We start from the raw sequence: 23,140 nt of genomic DNA, 5'->3' as shown, positions 1-23,140 counted from the left end.
CTATTACCCCTCTCTGTACTCTTCCCTTTCCACTTTCCCTGTCCTCCTCTTTCCTTGTCGTCCCCTTTCCCTGCCGGTTCTCCACTTTTGCCCTGTTAAATTTTTTTGCACAATTCCTGCACATTTATGATTTAAATCACACCCGTATGACTCTCTTTTTTGTAGTGTGATCCCGCCTGCGGCAGCCAAGCCGGGGTAGCCGTCCGTCAGGATTGATGGGCGGCACAACAACAAAAATCGATGTCAGGCCAAGCTGAACATCACAAGGGATCCCTTTATGAATCAATCATTGCCGCTGTTAACGCCGCTGCGGGGTATCGCTGCCCTGATGGTGGTGCTGTTCCATGCCCGATTATTGCTCTTTCCCCAGTGGATGGAGTCGATCGCAGGCCACACCCAACTCATCGAGAACGGCTACCTCTGGGTCGATCTGTTCTTTATTTTGAGCGGCGTGGTGCTGGCCCATGTCTACGGAGAGGCCTTCAACCACAGGCCCCGCACCATCGGCTATGGCCGCTTCCTCTGGCTGCGGCTGACCCGCGTCTACCCCCTCTACCTGGTGACGCTGGTGCTGTTGGTGGGCTGGGAGCTTTACAAGGCGCAGCACGGGGTGGGTTTCTATGCAGGCCCCTTGTTCAAGATGTGGGAGTGGGAAGGGATGCCCCCCTTCGGCTCCCCCTTCACCCCGGCTGACGCGCTGCCAAGCGCCTTCCTGCTGCTGCAGGTGGTGACCGATCACGGGTTGACCTGGAACTTCGCCGCCTGGTCCCTCAGCGTGGAGTGGATTAGCTACCTGCTGTTCCCGCTGCTTATCCCGCTTGCGGTGACCCGCAGTCGCTGGAGCCATCTCGCCCCCCTGTTGGCGCTGACGGTACTGGCGTTTATCGTGCACAGTCGCGGCACCCTGGATGTCACCAGCGGGGCGCTGGCGGTGGGGCGCGGGGTAAGTGAATTTGTGCTCGGGCTCTGGCTGCTGCCGAGGGTCAAGGCCGCGAAAGGCTTGCCCATGATGCAGCGAGACCTGCCGCTGCTGATCGCCTTTGTGCTGCCCTTCGTGCTGATGCAGTTCACCATGACGCCGCAGCTGACCCTGCTGCTGATCGGATCCTACGTGCTGCTGATCTGGATTTCAGCCGCTCAGGGGGAACGCCAGAGTCCGCTGCTGCGCCTGTTGGATAACCGCTTCACCAACTGGCTGGGGGATCTCTCCTACTCCATCTATCTGCTGCATGCGCTGGTATTGCTCACCGGCTGCGAACTGATCCACTATCTGGCGCCCGGGCTCACCGAGTGGTGGTATGGCCAGACCAACCCGCTGCTGGGGGTGGTGGCCACCCTGCTGATGCTGGCGGTGCTGATCGGGCTATCTTCTTTAAGTTACAACCTGCTGGAGCGGCCACTGCAACGGCGCCTGCGCCGCTGGGGCAAGTCACGGCAACCGGCGCTGGAGCAGGCCTGATAAGTTAACCCCGTCCTGTCTGGATGAGTTGACGGTCTTATGCCAACTCATCCAGCACCAGTTCATCCAGACTGCTCATCACCCAGGCGCTCGGGTGCTGGCTAAATCCGAGCTTGGGGTAGTACGCCACCGCCTGCGGCGCGGCCAGCAGGATCAGCTTGCAGCCTGGCTGCAATTGCAAAAATGTCTCGCGAACCAGCGCTTTGCCAATCCCCTGCCCCTGCACTGACTCGACCACCGCCAGATCCGAGAGGTAGCAACAAAAGCAAAAATCAGTCACCGAGCGGGCCACCCCGACCAGGGTCTCGCCCTGCCAGGCGGTGATCAGCAGATTGGCGTTATCCAGCATGCCCTGCAGGGTGGCCGGATGGTCCAGCGGACGCCTCGCCCCCAGCGAGGTCTGCGCCAACAGCGCCGCAAACTGCGCCGTGGTGATGGGGTGGTTAACCAAAAACGTAGTGGTCACGAAGATCTCCTCCTATGGCGCAGTGGTTGCAGGCGCTATTGCTCTCAATTGACGTTCTCTTTGCTGCATCTGTACTGCAATCAATCAGTGCGCGGCGGATCCAGACCGATGACGCGCAAGTGCGGGCAATTCCCTGCTGTTTATGTGAATTCCTGTTCGAACCCCAAGGGGCAAATGTGGCATAATGCGCCGTCCTGTGGCCCTTGGCGGGGCTGCGCTGGCGCACCTTGTCGCCCTCTTGTTCCCCGTCCGGCCTGGCGGCCTTCCATAACTGCCAGTCATCGCTGCCGCTGTTGGCACCGAGGCCACCCATATTTGCGGCTTCTTGTCTTCCAATCTACAAGGCCGCCCATTGACCAAGACGGCTCCACAGAGCCTCTGCATAAGGGGTAAGTATGTCTTCCATTCGTCTGACCCAATACAGCCACGGCGCTGGCTGCGGCTGCAAAATCTCTCCCAAGGTACTCGACACCATCCTCAAGAGCCAGATCCCGGGCTTCAACGACCCGACCCTGGTAGTTGGCAACAGCAGCAAGGATGACGCAGCCGTGGTCGATATCGGCAACGGTCAGGGCATTGTCTCCACCACCGACTTCTTCATGCCCATCGTCGACGATCCTTTTACCTTTGGCCGCATTGCCGCCACCAATGCCATCAGCGACATCTACGCCATGGGTGGCAAGCCCATCGTTGCCATCGCCATCCTCGGCTGGCCCATCAATACCCTGCCTGCCGAAGTGGCCCAGCAGGTGATCGACGGCGGCCGTCAGGTGTGCCATGAAGCGGGAATTTCGCTGGCCGGTGGCCACAGCATCGATGCCCCCGAGCCCATCTTCGGCCTCGCGGTAACCGGTATCGTGCCTCTGGATGCCATCAAGCAGAACGATACCGCCAAGGTGGGTGACACCCTCTATCTGACCAAACCCATCGGTATCGGCATCCTCACCACCGCCCAGAAGAAGAGCAAGCTCAAGCCCGAGCACGAGCAGCTGGCCCCCAACGCCATGTGCACCCTCAACAAGATTGGCCAGCGTTTTGCCGAGCTGCCGGGGGTTCACGCCATGACCGACGTCACCGGTTTTGGTCTGGCCGGTCACCTGCTGGAGATGTGCGAAGGCTCCAAAGTCAGCGCCCGTCTCGACTTCAAGGCGCTGCCGCTGCTGGACGAGGTGGATTACTACCTCTCCGAGGGCTGCGTACCGGGCGGTACCCTCCGTAACCACGACTCCTACGGCCACAAGCTGGATGCCATGGATGATCGCACCCGCAACATCATGTGCGATCCGCAAACCAGCGGTGGCCTGCTGGTCGCCGTGGGCAAGGAGAGCGAAGCCGCGCTGCTCGCCATCGCGCGCGAAGCGGGTCTTGCGCTCTCGCCCATCGGCCAGATCAAGCCCCTTGAGGGCACCCGCTTTATCGAGATTGTCCAATGAGTGAGATAGCCCAATGAGTGAATTGCCGCTGGCCACTGACTACGCCCAGATTTTTTTAGGCGATGTGCCCCTGATTGATGTGCGCGCCCCCATCGAGTTCAAGGAGGGGGCCTTCCCCTGCTCGACCAGTCTGCCGCTGATGACTGACGATGAGCGCGCCCAGGTGGGGACCTGCTTCAAGAAGCAAGGGCAGGATGCCGCCATTGCCCTTGGTCACAAGCTGGTGGGGGGGGCGGTACGCGCCGAGCGAGTCGAAGGCTGGCTGGCACAATTGCGCCAGCAGCCCGATGCCCTGCTCTACTGCTTTCGCGGCGGCCTGCGCTCGCAAACCGTACAACAGTGGCTGGCTGATGCCGGGATCACCCGCCCTCGCGTCGCCGGTGGCTACAAGGAGCTGCGCCGCTTTCTGATAGAAACCCAGGACAAGGCCTCCGCCGAGTGCCATTGGACTGTGCTGACCGGCATGACCGGCTCCGGCAAGACCCATATGCTGGACCATGTGGCTCAAGCGCTCGATCTGGAAGGCCATGCCCACCACAGAGGCTCGTCGTTTGGTCAGCTGCCCGGCGGCCAGCCCAGCAATATCAACTTTGAAAACAACATGGCCATCGAGCTGCTCAAGCGCCGCCATCAGGGCGAACATGCCTTTGTGGTGGAAGATGAGAGCCGCCTGATCGGTCGCTGCTGCCTGCCTATTTCCCTCCATGAGGCCATGAGTCAAGCACCGTTGGTGGTGGTGGATGTGCCGCAGTGCGAGCGCGCCGAACAGATCCGTGAAGATTACGTGCACGATCTCTGGCTGCGCTATCAAGAGATGTATGGCAATGAAGCGGGATGGCCGCTGTTTGCCGCCTATCTCACCGATGCGCTGGCCCGCCTCAAGCGCCGCCTTGGCGATCAGGCCCACCGCGAGCTGGATGCCCTGATGCAGACCGCCCTCACCGAGCAGGCCAACAGCGGCGCCACCGAGCTGCATCTGGCCTGGATCACCCTGCTGCTGACCCGCTACTACGACCCCATGTATCTCTACCAGCTTGGCAACAAGCAGGAACGCATCGTGTTTCGCGGCGACAAGCAAGCCTGTCTCGACTACTTCGCCGAGCAGCACGCCAACGGGCAACTAGGCTGACCCCGTCGCCTTTCCAACAAGAGGACCCCACATGTTGAAATTCGAGGTGATCCCGGTCACCCAGTTCGCCCAGAACTGCTCCCTCATCTGGTGTGATGAAACCCGTCAGGCGGCGCTGATCGACCCGGGTGGCGAAGCGGACAAACTGCTGGCGGCCATCGCCAAGCGCGGGCTGACCCTGACCCACATCCTGCTGACCCACGGTCATCTGGATCACGTGGGCGCGGCGGCAGAGTTGCGGGAGAAGACCGGCGTGGCCATCACCGGCCCCCACAAGGAAGACGCCTTCTGGCTCGACATGCTGCCCCAGCAGAGTCAGATGTTCGGCTTCGCCCATACCCCTGCCTTTAGCCCCGACCAGTGGCTGGCACAGGGCGACAAGGTGCAGCTTGGCCAGTGCGAGCTGGAGGTTTACTTCTGCCCCGGCCACACCCCGGGCCATATCGTGCTGCTCTCCCAGGCTGAAAAACTCGCCTGGGTTGGCGACGTGCTGTTTGCTGGCAGCATCGGCCGCACCGACTTCCCCCGTGGCGATCACGGAACGCTGATCAAGTCGATCACCGAGACCCTGCTGCCGCTGGGTGACGACATCGTCTTTATCCCGGGCCACGGCCCCAGCTCCACGTTCGGCCGCGAGAAGACAAGTAACCCCTACCTGACCCAGCCTATCTGGTGATCAAAAAAGGCAGCGGTCACCAGCCGCTGCCTTTCTTTTTCCACACCTTTATTCTCAGCACTTCAATTCAGCATTGCACGCGTCTGCGGTAAAGGTGGTTAAGAGGTCATGTCACCGAGCAGTGGCTGCCAGTTGAAGTCGAAGGTACTGCTCCCCTCCTCGGCCAGCGCCAGCTCTTGCAGCACCTGCAGCGCCAACTTGTTGCCCTTTTGCGCCGCCTGATAGAGCCACTGTTTCGCCTGAGGCAAATCGACTCTGCCACTCGCCCCCATCAGATGAAGCACGCCGACTTTCAACATGGCAGGTACATCACCGTTGCGGGCGGCCTGCTCCATCCAGTGAAAGGCTTCTCGCAGATCCCGCTTTACCCCGACACCGCGCAGATAGAGCTCTGCCAGCCGATATTGACCAAAAGCATCCCCCGCCTGCGCCGACTGGCGGTAGAGAGTGATGGCCCGGTTCATATCCTGCTCGCTCCCCTGCCCCACTTCATGGCTCCAGCCCATCAAGGCTTGCGCCCTGGGTTGCCCCTGCGCCGCCAGCGGTGACCAGATCCGGGTCGCCTCATCGAAGTGACCGGTGCGCCAGGCACGGTTGGCAGACGCCAGCTCCTGCTCGGTGGAGAGCGGGATCAAACGCCAGATAACCAGGCCAAGCAGACCGATAAACAGCCAACGGGAAGTTGTAGGTCTCATGATGATTTCCGTGATCCAGTTCTCATTTCGTCTATGTAAACGAAATGTAGCTCTGCGATCAAGCAACAGATCCCGGTGACATACCCTTTTTACGCCACACCGATAGTCAATCGTTGTCATTTCTCCGTCGTACTTGCAAAATAACTGTATATATAACCAGTATAGGTGCGCACCATGGCCGGACGCGGCAGCCCCCACAATATCGATCACCGTTTCAGTGGCCCCCTTGTCGAGGCGGTTGATGATGGCTGGCAATCGTCCGATTGGGATGCTGCTTTCACCCACTCTGTGCCTAGCACCGAGGTGCGGGAGATCGACGCGCGCAGCATCATCAGCTACAACAGCTCGCCGGATGTCCCGTTTGGTCGCTCCATCAACCCCTATCAGGGGTGCGAACATGGCTGTATCTACTGCTATGCCAGACCCAGTCACGCCTATCTGGAGCTCTCCCCCGGCCTCGATTTCGAGAGCAAGCTGTTTGCCAAACGCAATGGGGCCGATCTGCTGCGCCGGGAGTTTGCCAAACCGGCCTACCAGCCACAGACCATCGTCATTGGCGCCAATACCGACCCCTACCAACCCATAGAACAGCGTTATCGCCTCACTCGCCAACTATTGGAGGTAATGCTGGCCCACCGCCATCCGGTCGGCCTCATTACCAAGAGCGCCATGATCTTGCGCGACCTCGATCTGTTGACCGAGCTGGCCAGCGAGGGACTTTGTCAGGTGATGGTGTCGGTGACGACCTTGAACGAAACCCTGCGGCGACAGCTGGAACCCCGCGCCAGCACGGGCGCAGGCCGCTTGAAAGTGATCGAGAAGCTGGCCAGCGCTGGCGTGCAGGTGGGGGTACTGGCCGCCCCGATGATCCCGCGGCTCAATGAGCCGGAGCTGGAGCAGATCATCAAATCGGCAGCCGAGGCGGGCGCCAGTTGCGCCGATTACATCCTGCTGCGGCTGCCCCACGAGCTGGCGCCGCTATTTGGTGACTGGCTCGATACCCACTATCCCGGTCAGAAGGAGGCCATCCTGAATCAGTTGCGAGCCAGCCGGGGTGGCGGGCTCAACAGTGTGGCATTTGGTTCGCGGATGCGGGGCGAGGGGCAGTTTGCCGATCTGCTGGCCCAACGCTTTCGCCTTATCAGCAAGCGCCTTGGCCTTGGCAAACGTCATATTCAGCTCAGGCAGGATAGTTTTATCCGCCCCGGGGAGCAGCTGTCGCTGTTCTAATCCCGCCGGTTTGAGGCAAACGGTATCCCTTGTCGGTCGTCAACAGCCTTGCCATATCGCGCAATAGCACTCGGGAAAGCCGAGTTTCCCGAGTAGACACGCTTTCGCGAGACGATGGTGTTTCCCGAGAGCAGCGACGTCAGAGCTCCACTCGATCCTCCCGCCGCTGTTGCACCATTTCAGCCGGCAGCCGCGAGGGTTCATGGGCCACTTGGTGCTCATCTTCCCCGCCCTGCTGCGCCGCTGACTCGCCCCATACCCGGCTCCACCAAATTTCCCACGTGATCCAACTGGTCATATGCAGCTCCTGATGGTGACGGTGATGGCAACAGCGCACCACTCGGACAGCAGGATAGCGGCTGAGGATGACAGGGAAATGACAACGGATCACTGGTGAAGCGGCGACTGGCCGTGGCAGGGAAAAGCAGCAACAGCTCACAAATCCGGCTAAATCATCCTGAAATCGGTCACAAATCCGCAGGTTGTGAATTGCAGCACGCCCTGTTCCCGCCAAAGCTGGCTTGCCCATTCAGGCATCTATAAAAACAGGGACACAATAATGAAACACACAGCGGGAATCTGGGCGATCGCAGGCATGCTGATCGCTCCCTTGGCGCACGCCGACGTCATACTGCACGCCTTCAACTGGCAGTACAGTGAGGTGACGGCCAAAGCCGACCTTATCAAGTCAGCCGGTTACAAACAGGTACTGATCTCGCCGCCACTGAAATCCTCGGGCAACGAGTGGTGGGCCCGTTACCAGCCGCAGGATCTGCGCCTTATCGACACCCCTCTTGGCAACAAGCAGGATCTCGAACAGCTGATCGCCACCATGAAAGCGCGGGGCATCGCCGTCTATGCCGATGTGGTGCTCAACCACATGGCCAACGAAAGCTGGAAGCGCCAGGACCTCAACTACCCCGGCAACGAGCTGCTCGGCCAGTACGCCGCCAACCCGGCCTATTTCGAGCGCCAGAAGCTGTTTGGCGATCTGGGGCAAAACCTGCTGGCCGCCGCCGACTTTCATCCCGAAGGGTGCATCAGCGACTGGAGCGATCCGGGCCATGTCCAGTACTGGCGACTCTGTGGCGGTGTCGGTGACAAGGGACTGCCGGATCTTGACCCCAACAACTGGGTGGTGAGCCAGCAGCAGGCCTATCTCAAAGCGCTCAAGGGGATGGGGATCAAGGGCTTCCGGGTCGATGCGGTCAAACACATGAGCGATTACCAGATAAACGCCGTGTTCACCCCCGAGATCAAACAGGGGATGCAGGTGTTTGGCGAGGTGATCACCACCGGGGGCGCTGGCAGCACCGATTACGAGCGCTTCCTCAAACCCTACCTCGACAGCAGCGGCCAAGGAGCCTATGACTTTCCGCTGTTTGCCTCCCTGCGCGGGGCGCTGGGGTATGGCGGCAGCATGAACCTGCTGGCCGATCCGGGAGCCTATGGTCAGGCGCTGCTGGGTAGCCGCGCCGTCACCTTTGCCGTGACCCACGACATCCCCACCAACGATGGTTTCCGCTATCAGATCCTCAGTCAAACTGACGAGAAGCTGGCCTATGCCTACCTGCTCGGCCGCGATGGCGGCTCACCGCTGGTCTATTCCGATCACGGCGAAACCCAGGCCAAGGACGGACTGCGCTGGCAGGATTACTACCAGCGCGCCGATCTCAAGGGAATGATCCGCTTCCACAATGCAGTGCAGGGTCAGCCGATGCAGCTGGTCGGCAGCGGCGACTGCTTCGTGCTGTTCAAGCGTGGCAAGCAGGGGCTGGTCGGTATCAACAAGTGCGACTATGAGCAGGAGTACTGGCTTGATACCGCCAAGTTCGAGATGAACTGGTATCGCAACTATCGGGACGTGCTCGACCAAGGCGCCGTGGTCAAGGTGCAGAGCCAGTGGGTACGGGTCGCCATTCCCGCCCGCAGCGCCAGAATGTGGTTGCAGGAGTGATCACCCCCGCCCCCTGTCGTGCGGTCAGCTGACCGCCATAAAAAGCAGACAAATAAAAAGAGCGACCACCATGGTCGCTCTTTTCGCACAGGTCGTTTGACCAGAAAACCGGGGAACGATTACTCGTCCCCAGCTTCCTCTGCATCGGCAGAGCCGACTTCTGGCGCGATATCAGTGCCTTCAGACACCTCACCGTCAACCGCCACTACGTCGTTCTCGTCTTCGTCGCTCTCGGCGATGCGCTGCAGCCCCACCACGGTCTCGTCTTCACCGGTACGGATCAGACGGACACCGCCGGTGTTACGGCCAATGACGCTCACCTCGGCAACACGGGTACGCACCAGGGTGCCGCCGTTGGTGATCAGCATGATCTGGTCGGTATCGTCGACCTGGATCGCATCGATCACCTTGCCGTTACGCTCGTCCACCTTGATGGAGCGAACGCCCTGGGTACCACGGCTCTTGGTCGGGTACTCGGTCAGCGCGGTACGCTTGCCGTAACCGTTCTCGGTGGCGGTCAGGATGGCACCCTCGCCACGGGGGACGATCAGGGAAACCACCTTGTCACCGTTGAGCAGGCGGATACCACGAACACCACCGGCAGTGCGACCCATCGGACGGACGCCCTTGAAGGTGCCCTTGCTTTCGGTGTTGTCGTTGCCTTCGCCGGCATCGTCGTCGTTGCCAGCGTCAATGGCGCTATCGTCATCGGCCTCAACATCATCGCTGACATCCGCATCGGCGGCATCTGCGCGACCACTGCCTTCGGCGAAGCGAACCACCTTGCCCGCATCGGAGAACAACATGATCTCGTTGCTGCCATCGGTGATATCGACTCCGATCAGCTCATCGCCCTCTTTGAGGTTGATGGCACGGATCCCGGAGGAGAGCGGACGGCTGAACGCAGACAGGCTGGTCTTCTTCACGGTACCGTCAGCGGTGGCGAAGAACACATACTTGTCGTCAGCATACTCTTTGACCGGCAGAATGGCGGTGATGCGCTCACCCTCTTCCAGCGGCAGTAAGTTGATGATCGGACGGCCACGGGCGCCACGGGACGCCTCCGGCAGCTGATACACCTCAAGCCAATAAACCTTGCCACGGGTGGAGAAGCACAGAATGGTGTCGTGAGTGTTGGCCACCAGCAGACGCTCCACAAAGTCCTCTTCCTTGATCCGGGTGGCCGACTTGCCACGACCACCGCGGCGCTGGGCCTCGTAGTCGGTGATCGGCTGATACTTCACATAACCTTGGTGAGACAGGGTCACCACCACGTCTTCCGGGGTGATCAGATCCTTGGTATTGAGCTCGATGCTAGAGAAGTTGATCTCTGTGCGACGCTCGTCGCCATACTGCTCGCGCACCGCCAGCAGTTCATCGCGGATCACTTCCATCAGCCGTTCCGGGCTTGCCAGGATAAACAGCAGCTCGGCGATCAGATCCAGCAGAGATTGATACTCTTCCAGGATCTTGCCGTGCTCGAGACCGGTCAACTTGTGCAGACGCAGGTCAAGGATGGCCTGAGCTTGCTGTTCGGTCAGGAAGTAACTTCCTTCGCGAATGCCGAACTCTGGCTCCAGCCACTCCGGACGGGCCGCGTCGTCGCCCGCTTTTTCCAGCATGGCGGCTACGTTGCCAAGATCCCATCCCCGAGCTACAAGCTTGGCTTTGGCGTCGGCAGCGGTGTCGGAGTGACGGATCAGCTCGATGATCGGGTCAATGTTGGCCAGTGCGACCGCCAGACCTTCCAGGATGTGCGCCCGATCCCGCGCTTTGCGCAGTTCGAACACAGTCCGGCGAGTCACCACTTCACGACGGTGCAGCAGGAACGCATCCAGAATGTCTTTAAGGTTCATCAACTTGGGCTGATTGTTATCAAGCGCCACCATGTTGATACCAAAGGTGGTCTGCAACTGGGTGTGCTTGTAGAGATTGTTCAGCACAATCTCGCCAGACTCGCCGCGTTTGATCTCGATAACGATGCGCATGCCGTCCTTGTCGGACTCATCACGCAGGGCACTGATGCCCTCAACCTTCTTCTCTTTGACCAGCTCGGCGATCTTCTCGATCAACCGCGCTTTGTTCACCTGATAAGGCAGCTCGTGAACGATGATGGTCTCGCGATGGGTCTTGTCGTCCACCTCCACTTCAGCCTTGGCCCGCACATAGACAGAGCCACGACCGGTACGGTAGGCCTGCACTATGCCGGCACGACCGTTGATGATGGCGCCGGTGGGGAAATCAGGCCCGGTGATGTAGGTCATCAACTCATCGATGGTGAGATTGCCATTCTCAATCAGCGCCAGACAGCCATTGACTATCTCGGTGAGGTTGTGAGGCGGAATGTTGGTCGCCATGCCCACCGCAATACCGGAGGAGCCGTTGACCAGCAAGTTGGGCACCTTGGTCGGCATGACCGCCGGGATCATCTCGGTGCCGTCATAGTTCGGCACCCAATCCACGGTCTCTTTGTCCAGATCAGCCAGCAACTCGTGGGAGATGCGGGCCATCCGCACTTCGGTATAACGCATCGCCGCGGCGCTATCGCCGTCGACCGAACCGAAGTTGCCCTGACCATCGACCAGCATGTAACGCATGGAGAAATCCTGCGCCATCCGGACAATGGTGTCATACACAGCGCTATCGCCGTGCGGGTGATATTTACCAATTACGTCACCGACCACACGGGCCGATTTTTTATAGGGCTTGTTCCAGTCGTTCCCCAACTCGTTCATAGCAAACAGAACGCGGCGGTGAACCGGTTTCAAGCCATCACGCACATCCGGCAGAGCTCGTCCTACGATCACGCTCATGGCGTAATCAAGATAGGAACTCTTGAGCTCTTCTTCGATGTTGATCGGCGTGATCTCTCTGGCCAGATCGCTCATAGAAAGCCTTATCCCTAATTAGTTGTTCTTTGGCTTAAACAGCGCGACATGGTAACACAGCGAGCAAAATATCTTAAGCCACAAATCCGGGCAGAAACTCGGGCTGGTTTGACCAAGTCCGTTGGTTATAATGCCCGCCAGGACAATAGATTGCGCCCACGTTTTGCGACCTGCGCGCCCTGCCACAGGATCAATGAAAAATGAACAGTGATGCCAATGTCGATCTGACAGAAATTGCCAAATTTGAAGCCATCGCCTCCCGCTGGTGGGACATGGAAGGGGAATTCAAACCCCTGCATCAACTCAATCCGGTACGCCTTGACTGGATCACTGACAAAAGTGGTGGCCTGTTTGGCAAACGCATCCTCGACATCGGGTGTGGTGGCGGCATTCTTTCCGAGAGCATGGCCCGTCGTGGTGCCAAGGTAACTGGTATCGACATGGGCAAGGAGCCGCTCGGGGTGGCACGCCTCCATGCCCTTGAACAGGGGGTCGAGCTCGAGTATCAGCAGATGACCGCCGAGCAGCATGCCAGTGAGTTGCCAGGTCAATATGACGTGGTCACCTGCATGGAGATGCTGGAACATGTGCCGGACCCGGCCTCGGTGCTGCGCGCCATCGCCACCCTGGTACGTCCCGGTGGCCGGGTGTTTGTTTCGACCATCAACCGCAACCCGAAAGCCTATCTGATGATGATCATCGGGGCCGAATACCTGATGAAGATGGTGCCCAAGGGGACTCACGATCATAAAAAATTCATCACCCCTGCCGAACTCTGTCGCATGGGTGAAGCGGCGGGCCTGTTGGTGCGGGATATGAGCGGTGTCCATTTCGCCCCCCTCAGCAACCAGTTCAAGCTCGGCAAGAACGTCGACGTCAACTATATGGTGGAGTTTGTCCGCCCGGAGCACGGTTGATGAGCGCCCCTCACCCCATGCCCCTTCGCTGCGTGCTGTTCGATCTCGACGGCACCCTGCTCGACACGGCCCCGGATCTGGGGGCTGCGGTCAACCATGTGCTGGTAAGCGAAGGCTTTGCCCCCCTCTCTGATGCCATCATCCGCCAGACCACCTCCAACGGAGCGCTCGGGCTGCTCAAAGCCGGTCTTGGCAACGAGCTGCTCGAAGAGCTGGGCAGTCACCGGCTTCGCACCGCCCTGCTCGATTACTACGCGGCCAATCTTTGCGTCGGTACCCGCCCCTACGAGGGAATGATCGATCTCATCGAGTGGCTGGACGAAAAACAGCTGCCCTGGGGCATAGTCACCAACAAGCCGGGCTTTCTCACCGAGCCGCTGCTGGCCGCCCTGCCAGCGCTGGCCAGCTGCGGGGTAACGGTCAGTGCCGATACCCTGCCGGTGCGCAAGCCCGACCCCGCCCCCATGTACTTTGCCTGCGACAAGCTGGGAATTGAGGCGGCACACTGCCTCTATGTGGGGGATCATGTGCGGGACATCGAGGCGGGCCGCAACGCGGGCATGCGTACCGCCGTGGCCGGTTGGGGTTATCTCGGTGATGACGAGGATCCCGCCGAGTGGGGAGCGGATCTGCAGTTCGACACCGTGCAGGCCCTGCACCACTGGCTGCGCTATGAGTTGACGACCTGTGCCTGATGATCCGGCCAAGGGTGGTTATCGCCAGCCACCCTTTTTCCTCACGCTCTGACGGGCTGTCATCTGGTCACGCCATCATCTGGTCACGACATCGTCACGGTGAGCGCATTGATGGATGGCGCATACAGCTTTATCAATGATGGGTACTCATACGAGGAACTTTCTAATGTTGCATAACCATCATGAATATTGCAGAGACAGTACACACCTTGTGGCCGACTTCGCTACGTCAATGCCACAACTGGACAGCTTTTGACCCTTGTTGCACAAGGGATAATCAGCACAGCTTTGCTAGTAAAAAGACCCTCTTTTCGCAAGCAAAAAAAGTTATTTAAATTTTCCATCTTCGATCGAGAGACTTGCATTTAGCGGAGCGGACGCATGAAAACCCGCTCACTGTGAGCGGTCACTAACACAGAGTGCAAGACTCACAATTTATCCACAGCAAGCAGGTTATCCACACATTGCAATGAGCGGCCGACCTCACTATCTTGTAGCTCGAAATCAAAATAACACTACATCTTGTGATTCATCGCACAATCTCTACCCAACTCCCGCACACTGCCGGGGCGTGGGAAGTGGCATTGTGCGATGGTTTTTTGGGAATCAACTGAAGGTCATCAGCCAATGAATTTGTTTGTGACGAAGCGTAACGGACACAAAGAACCCATCGATCTGGATAAAATTCACCGCGTGCTGGACTGGGCCGCCGAAGGGCTCGACAACGTGTCGGTCTCTCAGGTTGAGCTCAAATCCCACATCCAGTTCTATGACGGTATCCGTACCGCCGACATTCACGAAACCATCATCAAGGCGACGGCAGACCTCATCTCCGAGCAGACCCCGGACTACCAGTACATGGCAGCCCGTCTGGCCATCTTCCACCTGCGCAAGAAGGCCTATGGCCAGTTCGAGCCGCCCCACCTCTACCAGCACGTCGCCCGTCTGGTGGACATGGGCAAATATGACAAGCACCTGCTGGAAGACTACAGCCAGGCCGAGTTCGATGCGTTGAACACCCATCTGGATCACTGGCGCGATATGGACTTCTCCTATGCGGCGGTCAAACAGCTGGAAGGCAAGTATCTGGTGCAGAACCGCGTCACCGGCGAGATCTACGAGAGCCCGCAATTCCTCTACATCTTGGTAGCGGCCTGCCTCTTCTCCAAGTATCCGAAAGATACCCGTCTGGACTACATCAAGCGCTTCTATGATGCGGTCTCGACCTTCAAGATCTCCCTGCCGACCCCGATCATGAGCGGCGTGCGTACTCCGACCCGTCAGTTCAGCTCCTGCGTGCTGATCGAGTGTGATGACAGCCTGGACTCCATCAACGCCACCGCCAGCTCCATCGTGCGTTATGTCTCCCAGCGCGCCGGTATCGGCATCAACGCCGGTCGCATCCGTGGTCTGGGTAGCCCCATTCGTGGTGGCGAAGCGTTCCACACCGGTTGCATCCCCTTCTACAAATACTTCCAGACTGCGGTCAAATGCTGCTCCCAGGGCGGCGTGCGCGGCGGTGCGGCTACCCTGTTCTACCCGCTGTGGCACACCGAAGTAGAGAGCCTGCTGGTGCTGAAGAACAACCGCGGCGTGGAAGAGAACCGGGTCCGTCACATGGACTACGGGGTACAGATCAACAAGCTGATGTACCAGCGCCTGATCAAGGGTGGCGATATCACCCTGTTCTCCCCGTCCGATGCGCCGGGTCTGTACGATGCCTTCTTCGCGGACCAAGACAAGTTTGAAGCGCTCTACGTCAAGTACGAGCAGGATCCGGCCATTCGCAAGAAAACCCTGAAAGCGGTGGATCTGTTCTCCCTGATGATGCAGGAGCGCGCCGGTACCGGTCGTATCTACATCCAGAACGTGGACCACTGCAACACCCACAGCCCGTTTGATCCGAGCGTGGCGCCGGTGCGTCAGTCCAACCTCTGCCTCGAGATTGCGCTGCCGACCAAGCCGCTCAACAACATCGACGACGAGAGCGGCGAGATTGCCCTGTGCACCCTCTCCGCCTTCAACCTGGGTACCATCGAGAAGCTGGAAGATCTGGAAGAGATGGCCGAGCTGGCGGTCCGTGCCCTTGATGCCCTGCTCGATTATCAGGACTATCCGATTGCCGCCGCCAAAAAGGGCAGCATGGGTCGCCGCACCCTGGGCATTGGCGTCATCAACTACGCCTACTATCTGGCCAAAAACGGTGCCCGTTACTCCGACGGCTCCGGTCTGGCCCTGACCCACCGCACCTTCGAGGCCATTCAGTACTACCTGCTGAAAGCCTCCGTGCAGCTGGCCCGCGAGTTCGGCCCCTGCCCGCTGTTTGGTGAGACCACCTACGCCCAGGGCATTTTGCCCATCGATACCTATAAAAAGGATCTGGATGTGCTGTGCAACGAGCCGCTGCATCTGGATTGGGAATCCCTGCGTGAAGAGATTAAAACCGTGGGTCTGCGCAACTCCACCCTGACCGCCCTGATGCCGAGCGAGACCTCCAGCCAGATCTCCAACGCCACCAACGGCATCGAGCCACCGCGCGGCCTGGTCTCGGTCAAGGCCTCCAAAGACGGTATTCTCAAGCAGGTGGTGCCCGAGTATGATCGCCTGAAAGATCAATACGAACTGCTGTGGAAGCAACCGAGCGTCGACGGCTACCTGCAGCTGGTCGGTATCATGCAGAAGTTTGTGGATCAGGCGATCTCCGCCAACACCAACTACGACCCGGCCCGTTTCGAAGGCAACAAGGTACCGATGAAGCAGTTGCTCAAAGATCTGCTGACCGCCTACAAATATGGCCTCAAGACCCTTTACTATCACAACACCCGTGATGGTGCCGATGATGCACAAGCCGATATGCAAGATGACGGCTGTGCTGGCGGGGCTTGCAAAATCTAAGTCACGGCAAGATCTGATAACCGGGCGGGAGCATGAAGCTCCCGCTCTCCCGTTTCATCACTTCAATAGATTCTGGTAATCATGGCCTATTCAACTTTCTGCCAAACCCAAAACGACCAGCTCAAAGAGCCGATGTTTTTTGGCCAATCGGTCAATGTGGCCCGTTATGATCAACAAAAACATGAAATCTTTGAACGGCTGATCGAAAAGCAGCTCTCCTTCTTCTGGCGTCCGGAAGAGGTCGATGTCTCCCACGACCGTATCGACTATCAGGCGTTGCCGCCCCACGAGCAGCACATTTTCATCTCCAATCTGAAGTATCAGACTCTGCTGGATTCAATTCAGGGTCGCAGCCCGAATGTGGCACTGCTGCCGCTGGTCTCCATCCCCGAGCTGGAAACCTGGATTGAAACCTGGGCCTTCTCGGAGACCATTCACTCGCGCTCCTACACCCACATCATCCGCAATATCGTCAATAACCCGGGTCAGGTTTTTGACGATATCGTGACCAACGAGCAGATCTTGAAGCGCGCTGGCTCTATCAGCTGCTACTACGACGATCTGATCGAGTCGACCGCCCTCTATAACCTGCACGGTGCCGGCACCCACACAGTCGCAGGCCGCGAAGTGACCATTACTCTGCGTGAGCTCAAGAAGAAGCTCTACCTGTGCCTGATGAGCGTCAACGCACTGGAGGCGATCCGCTTCTACGTCAGCTTCGCCTGCTCCTTTGCCTTCGCCGAGCGCGAGCTGATGGAAGGCAACGCCAAGATCATCAAGATGATCGCGCGTGATGAAGCCCTGCACCTCACCGGCACCCAGCACATGCTGAACCTGATGCGCACCGGTCAGGATGACCCCGAGATGGCCGAGATTGCGGCTGAATGTGAGCAAGCTTGCTTCGAGATCTTCAAGGAAGCGGCGATCCAGGAGAAAGAGTGGGCCGAGTACCTGTTCCAGGACGGCTCCATGATCGGTCTGAACAAAGACATTCTCTGCCAGTACGTGGAGTACATCACTAACTTGCGCATGGCCGCCGTCAGCCTGCAACCGGCCTTTGCCGGGGCCAAGCAAAACCCGATCCCCTGGATCAACACCTGGCTGTCATCCGACAACGTCCAGGTCGCGCCGCAGGAAGTGGAAGTCAGTTCCTATCTAGTGGGCCAGATTGACAGCGAAATGCATGCCGACGATTTGGGTGACTTCGAGCTGTGAGTCAGCTACCTGATATGCTGGTCGGCCAGATTGACAGCGAACTGCATGCCGATGATCTCGGTGACTTCGAGCTGTGAGTGACGCCACCAACACGCTAACCCCGGCCCTGCACGCGGCGGCTGAACAGCACGCAGTCGTGGCGCCGCGGGTACATACCCGGGATGGGGTGCTGCACGCCCATCCTGGCGAGAGCGTGTTGGAGACCCTGGAGCGCCACGGTCATCATGTGGAATTCCAGTGCCGCAGCGGCTATTGCGGCGCCTGCCGCACAACCCTGCTGGCAGGCAAGGTGCACTACCCCGCCGTGCCGCTGGCATTTGTTGCCCAAGGGGAGTGTCTCCCCTGCTGCTGCAAACCGGTGGGGGCAATCAGGCTGGATATCCAGAAGGGCTGACGCCGCCACCAGCTGGCAACTCGCGCACAATAAAAAGCCGCCGGAGCAATCCGGCGGCTTTTTTGTCTCTTCATCTAGGTTTAGAGCGCCCGGTGCAGACGCCCAACCCTTCAGAGGGTTACAACCAGGGGGCAGCGGTCGGCCCGTGGTGCAGGCCCAGCTTCCAGACCCGGCCAAAGTGCTTGTAGTGACCTGCGGCCACGCCAGCCTCCTCCCCCATGCCGTGATAGAGGTCAAGATGGCCCTTCTTCACTGCACCGCCCACATCTAGCGCAATCAGCAGCCGCAGCTGGTGCTTGCCAGTCCAGTTGCCCTCTTTGTCGAGCAAAGGCACTTCTGCCAGGATCGGCGTGCCCATCGGCAGCAGCGTCTTATCAGCCGCAACAGCGGCCAGCGGCAGCAGCGGGATGCCTGCGGCGCCGACCACGTCATTGGTGGGGCGACGCTCGAAGAAGACATAGGAGGGGTTTTGCTCCACCAGCTCCATGACACTCTCTTCCGGCTGGCGATTGGCCCACTCTTTAATGGCCTTCATCGACATCTGCTCTTTGGCCACTTCGCCCCGGTCGATCAGCACCCGGCCGATGCTCACATAGCCGTGGCCATTCTTGCCGCTGTAACCCAGATATTGCAGCCGATCGTCATCCCCGTAGTGAACAAAGCCGGAACCCTGCACATCCATCAGGAAGTTATCGATCAGGGACTTGCTGTAACCCAGCTCCAACCCCCGGTTAGCCAGTGCCCCCTGATGGATCTCGGCCCGGCTCGGGCAGCGACCGCCACATTTTGGCATGGCATAAAGCGGGTACTTGTACTCGGTATCGGGGCGGTGACGCACCTCCAGCACCGGCGAGTAGTAACCGGTAAAGAGCACGTTGCCCATGCGGTCAGAGCCCCCATATTGCGCCAGACTGACGCCGTAGCGAGTGAGCTGCGCCGGATCGCCGCCATTGGCCACCCAGCGGGAAAGCTGACCATAGAGCTCGCCATAGCGGCTTGCCATCCGACTGGAGCGGGCCATCACCACCTGGCTTTGTCGGGCGAAACTTTGGTAATTCCGGCTGGCCTGACTGTTAACCCGCTCCACCCTCACCAGATCCTCTGGCAGGGTCCCGTCCAGATACTGCTTGCCCAGATTGACCGGCACCTCGCAGTTAAGAAAACATCTGTTGTCGGTCTGTTTTTTGGGCATTTCTGCTTTATCAGAGTTGCCCGCACAACCGGCCAGTCCCAGCACTGCGGCGGTCAGCCAGTACGCGTGTTTGTTCATATGTCCTCATATAACGCCAAGAGCCATGCTCGGCGGGGAAGATGCCAAATTTGCAGGGGGAAAGCAAACGACATCAATCACTTGAAGCAGGATTTCTCCAAAGGGGATCCACTGGGTTATAACAAGGTGACAGGATGCACGAGGTGATGGATGGAACAGCTCGAAATATTCCCGCTGCAGAGCCCCTGCATCGGGGTCTGCGAAGTGAATAACAAGGGCTACTGCAAGGGGTGTCTGCGCAATCGCGACGAGCGTTTCAACTGGCTTACCATGACCCCGACTCAGCAGCAGGACGTGATGCGCCTGTGCCGTAACCGCAAAGCCCGGGTCGACGCCGCCCGCCGCAAGGCACAGGAAGGGGCCCCCAACGAGCCGCAAGCACAGCCCGGCTGGGATTTTTAAGCGCCTCCCATAGGCCACCCTACTCCCCGATCCCCACCCCTGCGACCCGTACCAGTTCGCTAAACGCCACAAACAGATGATAAAACGTGCTGGCTGGCGCATGAGAGGTCAGCGGCTTCCCCTCGCTATCCACTTGGTCAATCCACTGTCCGGGCTTCGCGGGCAACAGGTAGTAGTGGAAGATCCGCGCAACCACCTCGCTGATCTGGCAGGCAGTAGGCTCATCCCCCTGCTGCTCATAGGCCGCCAAGAGCGCTTTCAGATGTTCGGTCTGGCACCAGAGCCGGCTGGTATCGCGATAGGGTTGCCCATCATCGGTCAGCTCATCGATCACCAGCCCGGTTTGCCCGTGACCGTGGCGGATGGCAAAGCGGGTCAATATCCCGATCGCCTCATCAATCTCGCTACTGGTTGGCCCGATTTCCCATCTGCTGGCAAGGATCCGGTAGCGCGCCAGCAGCCAGCACCACTCGTAGTGATGGCCAGGATCGATGAGACGGGAGTCGGCATGACGCGCCAACAGCGCGTCGTCGAAAAACTCGCGCAATAAACCGGGTTCCAGAAAACGCTGACGAAACAGCTGATACAGCGCATTTGCCCGCTGCTGCCATATCACATCATCAAAGCTGTCTGCCGCCACCAGCAACGCCTCGAACAGATGCATATGGGGATTTTGGCTACGCAGTGCGGCAGGCGGCCAACTGGAGTGAAATCCACCGTGCAGCGGGTCCGCAAAGAGTTGCTCAATGGCCTGATAGCGCGACGCTGCCTGTTGCTGCCAGCGTGGATCGCCACTCAGACGATAGAGCCAGCACTCAGCCAACAGAGCAAATGCGTATTCATAGCTGCAGACTGACGCGTCAGCAATCGAGCCATCCTGGTTAATGGAGAAAACGCCATGCCCGGCCCCATCGTCAAAATGGTCCATACCGACCCGCGCAGCCTGCTCGGCAAGGGTGCGCCCGTCATACCAACCCAGCAGGGTGGCATGGCTGAATACATAGATTTGGCGGCTCTGTACCCGAAAACGGGTCGGCTGCCATAACGGCTGGCCAGCACTATCCAATCCCTCGGCAAACAGCCCACGTTCGGGGTCAACCCCCTGTGCGCCCCAATGAGGCAGCGCCTCGGAGACCAGCCAGCGATGGCAGCGCTGCGCGGCCTCAGTCACCTCGATATGCATAAATTACCTCTCACAACAGCGATAAAAAGGGAGAGCCTGGCTCTCCCATTGTTTACCCTATGGCCTTGACCCCATCAGAACAGACCGATGGCGACCCCGACAAAAGCCAGCACCAACAGCCCGAGCATCGCCTTGACCGGCGAGACGTTGCGCTTGGCCATCAGATACCAGGTCCCCAGCACCACCAGCAGCGGCATCAGTTTGGGGAAGATGCCATCCAGCATGCTCTGAACCTGGATATTGACCCCGTCCGAGGTGACAAAATCGAGTCCGGTCGAGAGGTTGACATAGCTGGCCGCCACCCCGCCCATCACAAAGACACCGAGCAGGGAGAGCGCCTCGCGCAGCTTGGCCGACTCGGAACTGACCAGGGACTCCACCGAACCAGTGCCCAGCTTATAGCCCTTCATAAACAACATGTAGGAGCCAGTAATGGCGATCGCGTTGAAGCTGATGATGTAAAACAGCGGCCCCAGCACACTCCCCCCTGCCGCCAGCGCCATACCGATACTGAGCAAAATGGGTACCAGCATACCGGGGATCATGGAATCACCGATGCCAGCGATGGGGCCCATCAAGCCGACCTTGAGGGTATTGATAGTCTCACCATCGATCTTCTCGCCATTGGCCCGCTTCTCTTCAAGCCCGACCGCCAGCCCGTTGATGATGGCGCCGATCTGGGGCTCGGTATTGTAGAAGGAGGCATGGCGCTTCATCGCTTCCATTCGCTCCGCTTTGCCGGGATAGAGCTTTCTCAGCGCCGGCATCATGCCGAGGCAAAATCCGAACGATTCGAGTCGCTCGAAACTCATTGACGAGAGGTTGTACATCATCCACGAACGCCAGCAGGCGCGCAGATCCCGTGAGGTGAGAGCTACCGGCTTGTTGGCCGCCTGCTCCCCTGATTGCAGCTCTGTGTTCATCAGAATTCATCCTCGTCATCGGCAGGTACGGCACCGCGGGCGGCGACCGCTTGCTTGGGTTCGGGTTTGTAGCTGTAGTGAATGAGTGCCAGCAGGGCGCCAATCATCACCAGCCCCACCATGTTGAGCTTGAGAAAGACGATGCCGACAAAGCCGACCAGGAAGTAGATCAGCATGCTGTTCTGCTTGATGATCTGCTTGAGCAGGATGGCAATGCCGACTGCAGGCAGAATGCCGCCCACCACCGTCATGGTGCGGATCACCAGCTCCGGCAGGCTGTTCATGAACCCTTCGATATACTGGTTGCCGAAATAGACGGCAATGAAGGTCGGCACGAAACGCAGCACAAAGTTGCTGGCCTGCGGGAAGATGGCGCTGTTGAGGTAAACCCCCTGTTCATCGCCCTGCTCCAGCGCCACATCGGCCCTGTGATTCCAGTAGGAGTTGAACACCATCATGAAGTTAAAGAGGATGGTACCGGCGATGCCGATGGTGGCGGCAATCGCCACAGCAACCGACGGCTCCTTGCCCGACATGATGCCCAGCGCAATGGCCGGAAAGGCAACGAAGTTGAGATCCGCCGGCATGGAACCGCCCGGCGTCACCATGGCGATATAGACCGCCTGCACCGCCACCCCGATGAGGATCCCGGTCTGAATATCCCCCAGAATGGCACCGACTAGCATGCCGGATACCAACGGACGGGTAATGGTGTACCAGCCACCGGTCAAGCCCAGCAGCCAGGGGCTGCTGAGTGCACCGAGATAACAGAGTATCCCGATGAGTGTTGCTTCAAGAAACATGATGCCCTCCTCCCCTTATTTCAGCTTTTTCTGGGCATCTGCCCAGTTGTAGTGACTGGCATCCGGTACCAGTCGAAAATCGATCTCATGACCCAGAGTTGTCAGGTAATCAAAGGCCGCGATCTCCTGCGCGGTCACCGATTGATTGGGCCCTATGGTCGTGGTGTGCTCTCTGGCACTCATGGGGCCGACGTTGATTTTGCCGTTGAGATTATCAAGGGAGATCCCGGCGGCGCAGAGCCGCTGCAGGGTGACCGGCGACTTGCCAATCACGAAGTAGCGCTTGTCACTGGCAATCACCTTGGGCAACTTGGCAATGGCGGTCGCCACATCAAACAGCCACACCTTGGTATCCGATACTGCCCCCGTCATCACCTGAGAGAGCAGCGGGTCGGCCGCCACCTCATCATCGATCGCGACGATGCCGTCACAAGGAAGCTCTCTGGCCCAGCGGGTAACCAGCTGACCGTGGATCACCCGGTCGTCAATCCGTACAAATGAAATGGCCAT

General features: G+C 59.1%; 21 protein-coding genes. 12 read left to right on the top strand and 9 right to left on the bottom strand.

Annotation, left to right across the window (positions count from 1 at the left end; all coding sequences use genetic code 11):
- The first annotated feature begins 277 nt into the window (after positions 1-277).
- Complete coding sequence (locus tag CF137_RS03695) at positions 278-1,459, top strand: acyltransferase family protein (protein ID WP_139718022.1); 1,182 nt, start codon at positions 278-280, stop codon at positions 1,457-1,459.
- 37 nt (positions 1,460-1,496) lie between these two features.
- Here CF137_RS03695 and CF137_RS03690 read toward each other — a convergent pair whose 3' ends face one another.
- Positions 1,497-1,925: a GNAT family N-acetyltransferase gene (locus CF137_RS03690; RefSeq protein WP_139718020.1), complete on the bottom strand. Its 429-nt coding sequence runs from the start codon at positions 1,923-1,925 to the stop codon at positions 1,497-1,499.
- Positions 1,926-2,320: 395 nt separating this feature from the next.
- Between CF137_RS03690 and selD the strand changes: the two genes are divergently transcribed.
- The 3 genes from selD to CF137_RS03675 are packed head-to-tail and all read left to right on the top strand — an operon-like array spanning position 2,321 to position 5,163.
- Positions 2,321-3,358, top strand: coding sequence for a selenide, water dikinase SelD (gene selD, locus CF137_RS03685; RefSeq protein WP_139718018.1), 1,038 nt, complete (start codon positions 2,321-2,323; stop codon positions 3,356-3,358).
- A 13-nt stretch (positions 3,359-3,371) separates the two neighbouring features.
- Positions 3,372-4,487: a tRNA 2-selenouridine(34) synthase MnmH gene (gene mnmH, locus CF137_RS03680; protein ID WP_139718016.1), complete on the top strand. Its 1,116-nt coding sequence runs from the start codon at positions 3,372-3,374 to the stop codon at positions 4,485-4,487.
- A gap of 31 nt (positions 4,488-4,518) precedes the next feature.
- A complete protein-coding gene (locus CF137_RS03675) occupies positions 4,519-5,163 on the top strand; it encodes an MBL fold metallo-hydrolase (RefSeq protein ID WP_139718014.1) in 645 nt (214 codons plus the stop codon).
- 98 nt (positions 5,164-5,261) lie between these two features.
- Here CF137_RS03675 and CF137_RS03670 read toward each other — a convergent pair whose 3' ends face one another.
- The gene (locus CF137_RS03670) at positions 5,262-5,858 is read right to left on the bottom strand and encodes a tetratricopeptide repeat protein (RefSeq protein ID WP_162515827.1); all 597 of its coding nucleotides are present in this window, start codon (positions 5,856-5,858) and stop codon (positions 5,262-5,264) included.
- Positions 5,859-6,032: 174 nt separating this feature from the next.
- Here CF137_RS03670 and CF137_RS03665 point away from each other — a divergent pair, with 174 nt between their 5' ends.
- Complete coding sequence (locus tag CF137_RS03665) at positions 6,033-7,088, top strand: PA0069 family radical SAM protein (RefSeq protein WP_139718010.1); 1,056 nt, start codon at positions 6,033-6,035, stop codon at positions 7,086-7,088.
- Between the two features lie 139 nt (positions 7,089-7,227).
- On the opposite strand, the gene CF137_RS22060 is transcribed toward CF137_RS03665, so the two are convergent.
- Positions 7,228-7,386: a hypothetical protein gene (locus CF137_RS22060; RefSeq protein ID WP_162850428.1), complete on the bottom strand. Its 159-nt coding sequence runs from the start codon at positions 7,384-7,386 to the stop codon at positions 7,228-7,230.
- A 261-nt stretch (positions 7,387-7,647) separates the two neighbouring features.
- On the opposite strand from CF137_RS22060, the gene CF137_RS03660 reads away from it, so the two are divergent.
- Complete coding sequence (locus CF137_RS03660) at positions 7,648-9,045, top strand: alpha-amylase family protein (protein ID WP_162515825.1); 1,398 nt, start codon at positions 7,648-7,650, stop codon at positions 9,043-9,045.
- Between the two features lie 119 nt (positions 9,046-9,164).
- Here CF137_RS03660 and gyrA read toward each other — a convergent pair whose 3' ends face one another.
- Entirely contained in the window at positions 9,165-11,933 is a 2,769-nt protein-coding gene (gyrA, locus tag CF137_RS03655) for a DNA topoisomerase (ATP-hydrolyzing) subunit A (RefSeq protein ID WP_139718008.1), read from the bottom strand.
- A 200-nt stretch (positions 11,934-12,133) separates the two neighbouring features.
- Here gyrA and ubiG point away from each other — a divergent pair, with 200 nt between their 5' ends.
- From ubiG to yfaE, 5 genes are all read left to right on the top strand, one after another.
- Positions 12,134-12,850 (top strand): bifunctional 2-polyprenyl-6-hydroxyphenol methylase/3-demethylubiquinol 3-O-methyltransferase UbiG, encoded by a 717-nt coding sequence (gene ubiG / locus CF137_RS03650; RefSeq protein ID WP_068978912.1) that lies wholly within the window; start codon positions 12,134-12,136, stop codon positions 12,848-12,850.
- Complete coding sequence (locus CF137_RS03645; protein ID WP_139718006.1) at positions 12,850-13,545, top strand: HAD family hydrolase; 696 nt, start codon at positions 12,850-12,852, stop codon at positions 13,543-13,545. Before ubiG ends, CF137_RS03645 begins: the two co-directional genes overlap by 1 nt.
- Before the next feature lie 627 nt (positions 13,546-14,172).
- Positions 14,173-16,440, top strand: coding sequence for a class 1a ribonucleoside-diphosphate reductase subunit alpha (gene nrdA / locus CF137_RS03640; protein ID WP_162515823.1), 2,268 nt, complete (start codon positions 14,173-14,175; stop codon positions 16,438-16,440).
- An 81-nt stretch (positions 16,441-16,521) separates the two neighbouring features.
- On the top strand, positions 16,522-17,655 hold the full coding sequence (nrdB, locus tag CF137_RS03635; protein ID WP_068978914.1) for a class Ia ribonucleoside-diphosphate reductase subunit beta: 1,134 nt from the start codon (positions 16,522-16,524) through the stop codon (positions 17,653-17,655).
- A 73-nt stretch (positions 17,656-17,728) separates the two neighbouring features.
- The gene (yfaE, locus tag CF137_RS03630; protein WP_162515822.1) at positions 17,729-18,049 is read left to right on the top strand and encodes a class I ribonucleotide reductase maintenance protein YfaE; all 321 of its coding nucleotides are present in this window, start codon (positions 17,729-17,731) and stop codon (positions 18,047-18,049) included.
- Positions 18,050-18,167: 118 nt separating this feature from the next.
- Here the strand turns inward: yfaE and mltA are convergent, their stop codons facing one another.
- Positions 18,168-19,319 carry a murein transglycosylase A gene (gene mltA, locus CF137_RS03625; RefSeq protein WP_139718002.1) on the bottom strand — a complete coding sequence of 384 codons (1,152 nt, stop codon included), beginning with the start codon at positions 19,317-19,319 and terminating at the stop codon, positions 18,168-18,170.
- A 150-nt stretch (positions 19,320-19,469) separates the two neighbouring features.
- Here mltA and CF137_RS03620 point away from each other — a divergent pair, with 150 nt between their 5' ends.
- A complete protein-coding gene (locus CF137_RS03620; protein WP_139717999.1) occupies positions 19,470-19,721 on the top strand; it encodes a DUF1289 domain-containing protein in 252 nt (83 codons plus the stop codon).
- Positions 19,722-19,740: 19 nt separating this feature from the next.
- Here the strand turns inward: CF137_RS03620 and CF137_RS03615 are convergent, their stop codons facing one another.
- The 4 genes from CF137_RS03615 to CF137_RS03600 all read right to left on the bottom strand — a co-directional run bounded on the left by CF137_RS03615 (position 19,741) and on the right by CF137_RS03600 (position 23,140).
- Positions 19,741-20,904, bottom strand: a complete 1,164-nt coding sequence (locus tag CF137_RS03615; protein WP_139717996.1) for an AGE family epimerase/isomerase — start codon at positions 20,902-20,904, stop codon at positions 19,741-19,743.
- Between the two features lie 74 nt (positions 20,905-20,978).
- A complete protein-coding gene (locus CF137_RS03610; protein ID WP_139717994.1) occupies positions 20,979-21,827 on the bottom strand; it encodes a PTS system mannose/fructose/sorbose family transporter subunit IID in 849 nt (282 codons plus the stop codon).
- Positions 21,827-22,630, bottom strand: coding sequence for a PTS mannose/fructose/sorbose/N-acetylgalactosamine transporter subunit IIC (locus tag CF137_RS03605; RefSeq protein ID WP_139717992.1), 804 nt, complete (start codon positions 22,628-22,630; stop codon positions 21,827-21,829). The genes CF137_RS03610 and CF137_RS03605 overlap by 1 nt, the downstream gene beginning before the upstream one ends.
- Positions 22,631-22,645: 15 nt before the next feature.
- Positions 22,646-23,140 (bottom strand): PTS system mannose/fructose/N-acetylgalactosamine-transporter subunit IIB, encoded by a 495-nt coding sequence (locus CF137_RS03600; RefSeq protein ID WP_139717990.1) that lies wholly within the window; start codon positions 23,138-23,140, stop codon positions 22,646-22,648.

Origin of the sequence: Aeromonas sobria (genome assembly GCF_006243315.1) — a bacterium.
GTDB classification, from domain to species: domain Bacteria; phylum Pseudomonadota; class Gammaproteobacteria; order Enterobacterales; family Aeromonadaceae; genus Aeromonas; species Aeromonas sobria_A.
The sequence above is the reverse complement of the archived record's forward strand: the minus strand, read 5'-3'. Positions and strand labels throughout refer to the sequence as shown.

Coding starts and splice junctions, on each gene's coding strand:
- mnmH (WP_139718016.1), top strand. CDS start 3,372: ATGAGTGAATTGCCGCTGGCCACTGACTACGCCCAGATTTTTTTAGGC.
- CF137_RS03605 (WP_139717992.1), bottom strand. CDS start 22,630: ATGTTTCTTGAAGCAACACTCATCGGGATACTCTGTTATCTCGGTGCA.
- CF137_RS22060 (WP_162850428.1), bottom strand. CDS start 7,386: ATGACCAGTTGGATCACGTGGGAAATTTGGTGGAGCCGGGTATGGGGC.
- CF137_RS03695 (WP_139718022.1), top strand. CDS start 278: ATGAATCAATCATTGCCGCTGTTAACGCCGCTGCGGGGTATCGCTGCC.
- gyrA (WP_139718008.1), bottom strand. CDS start 11,933: ATGAGCGATCTGGCCAGAGAGATCACGCCGATCAACATCGAAGAAGAG.
- CF137_RS03645 (WP_139718006.1), top strand. CDS start 12,850: ATGAGCGCCCCTCACCCCATGCCCCTTCGCTGCGTGCTGTTCGATCTC.
- CF137_RS03620 (WP_139717999.1), top strand. CDS start 19,470: ATGGAACAGCTCGAAATATTCCCGCTGCAGAGCCCCTGCATCGGGGTC.
- CF137_RS03670 (WP_162515827.1), bottom strand. CDS start 5,858: ATGAGACCTACAACTTCCCGTTGGCTGTTTATCGGTCTGCTTGGCCTG.
- selD (WP_139718018.1), top strand. CDS start 2,321: ATGTCTTCCATTCGTCTGACCCAATACAGCCACGGCGCTGGCTGCGGC.
- ubiG (WP_068978912.1), top strand. CDS start 12,134: ATGAACAGTGATGCCAATGTCGATCTGACAGAAATTGCCAAATTTGAA.
- nrdA (WP_162515823.1), top strand. CDS start 14,173: ATGAATTTGTTTGTGACGAAGCGTAACGGACACAAAGAACCCATCGAT.
- CF137_RS03600 (WP_139717990.1), bottom strand. CDS start 23,140: ATGGCCATTTCATTTGTACGGATTGACGACCGGGTGATCCACGGTCAG.
- CF137_RS03660 (WP_162515825.1), top strand. CDS start 7,648: ATGAAACACACAGCGGGAATCTGGGCGATCGCAGGCATGCTGATCGCT.
- CF137_RS03610 (WP_139717994.1), bottom strand. CDS start 21,827: ATGAACACAGAGCTGCAATCAGGGGAGCAGGCGGCCAACAAGCCGGTA.
- CF137_RS03615 (WP_139717996.1), bottom strand. CDS start 20,904: ATGCATATCGAGGTGACTGAGGCCGCGCAGCGCTGCCATCGCTGGCTG.
- CF137_RS03665 (WP_139718010.1), top strand. CDS start 6,033: ATGGCCGGACGCGGCAGCCCCCACAATATCGATCACCGTTTCAGTGGC.
- CF137_RS03675 (WP_139718014.1), top strand. CDS start 4,519: ATGTTGAAATTCGAGGTGATCCCGGTCACCCAGTTCGCCCAGAACTGC.
- nrdB (WP_068978914.1), top strand. CDS start 16,522: ATGGCCTATTCAACTTTCTGCCAAACCCAAAACGACCAGCTCAAAGAG.
- mltA (WP_139718002.1), bottom strand. CDS start 19,319: ATGAACAAACACGCGTACTGGCTGACCGCCGCAGTGCTGGGACTGGCC.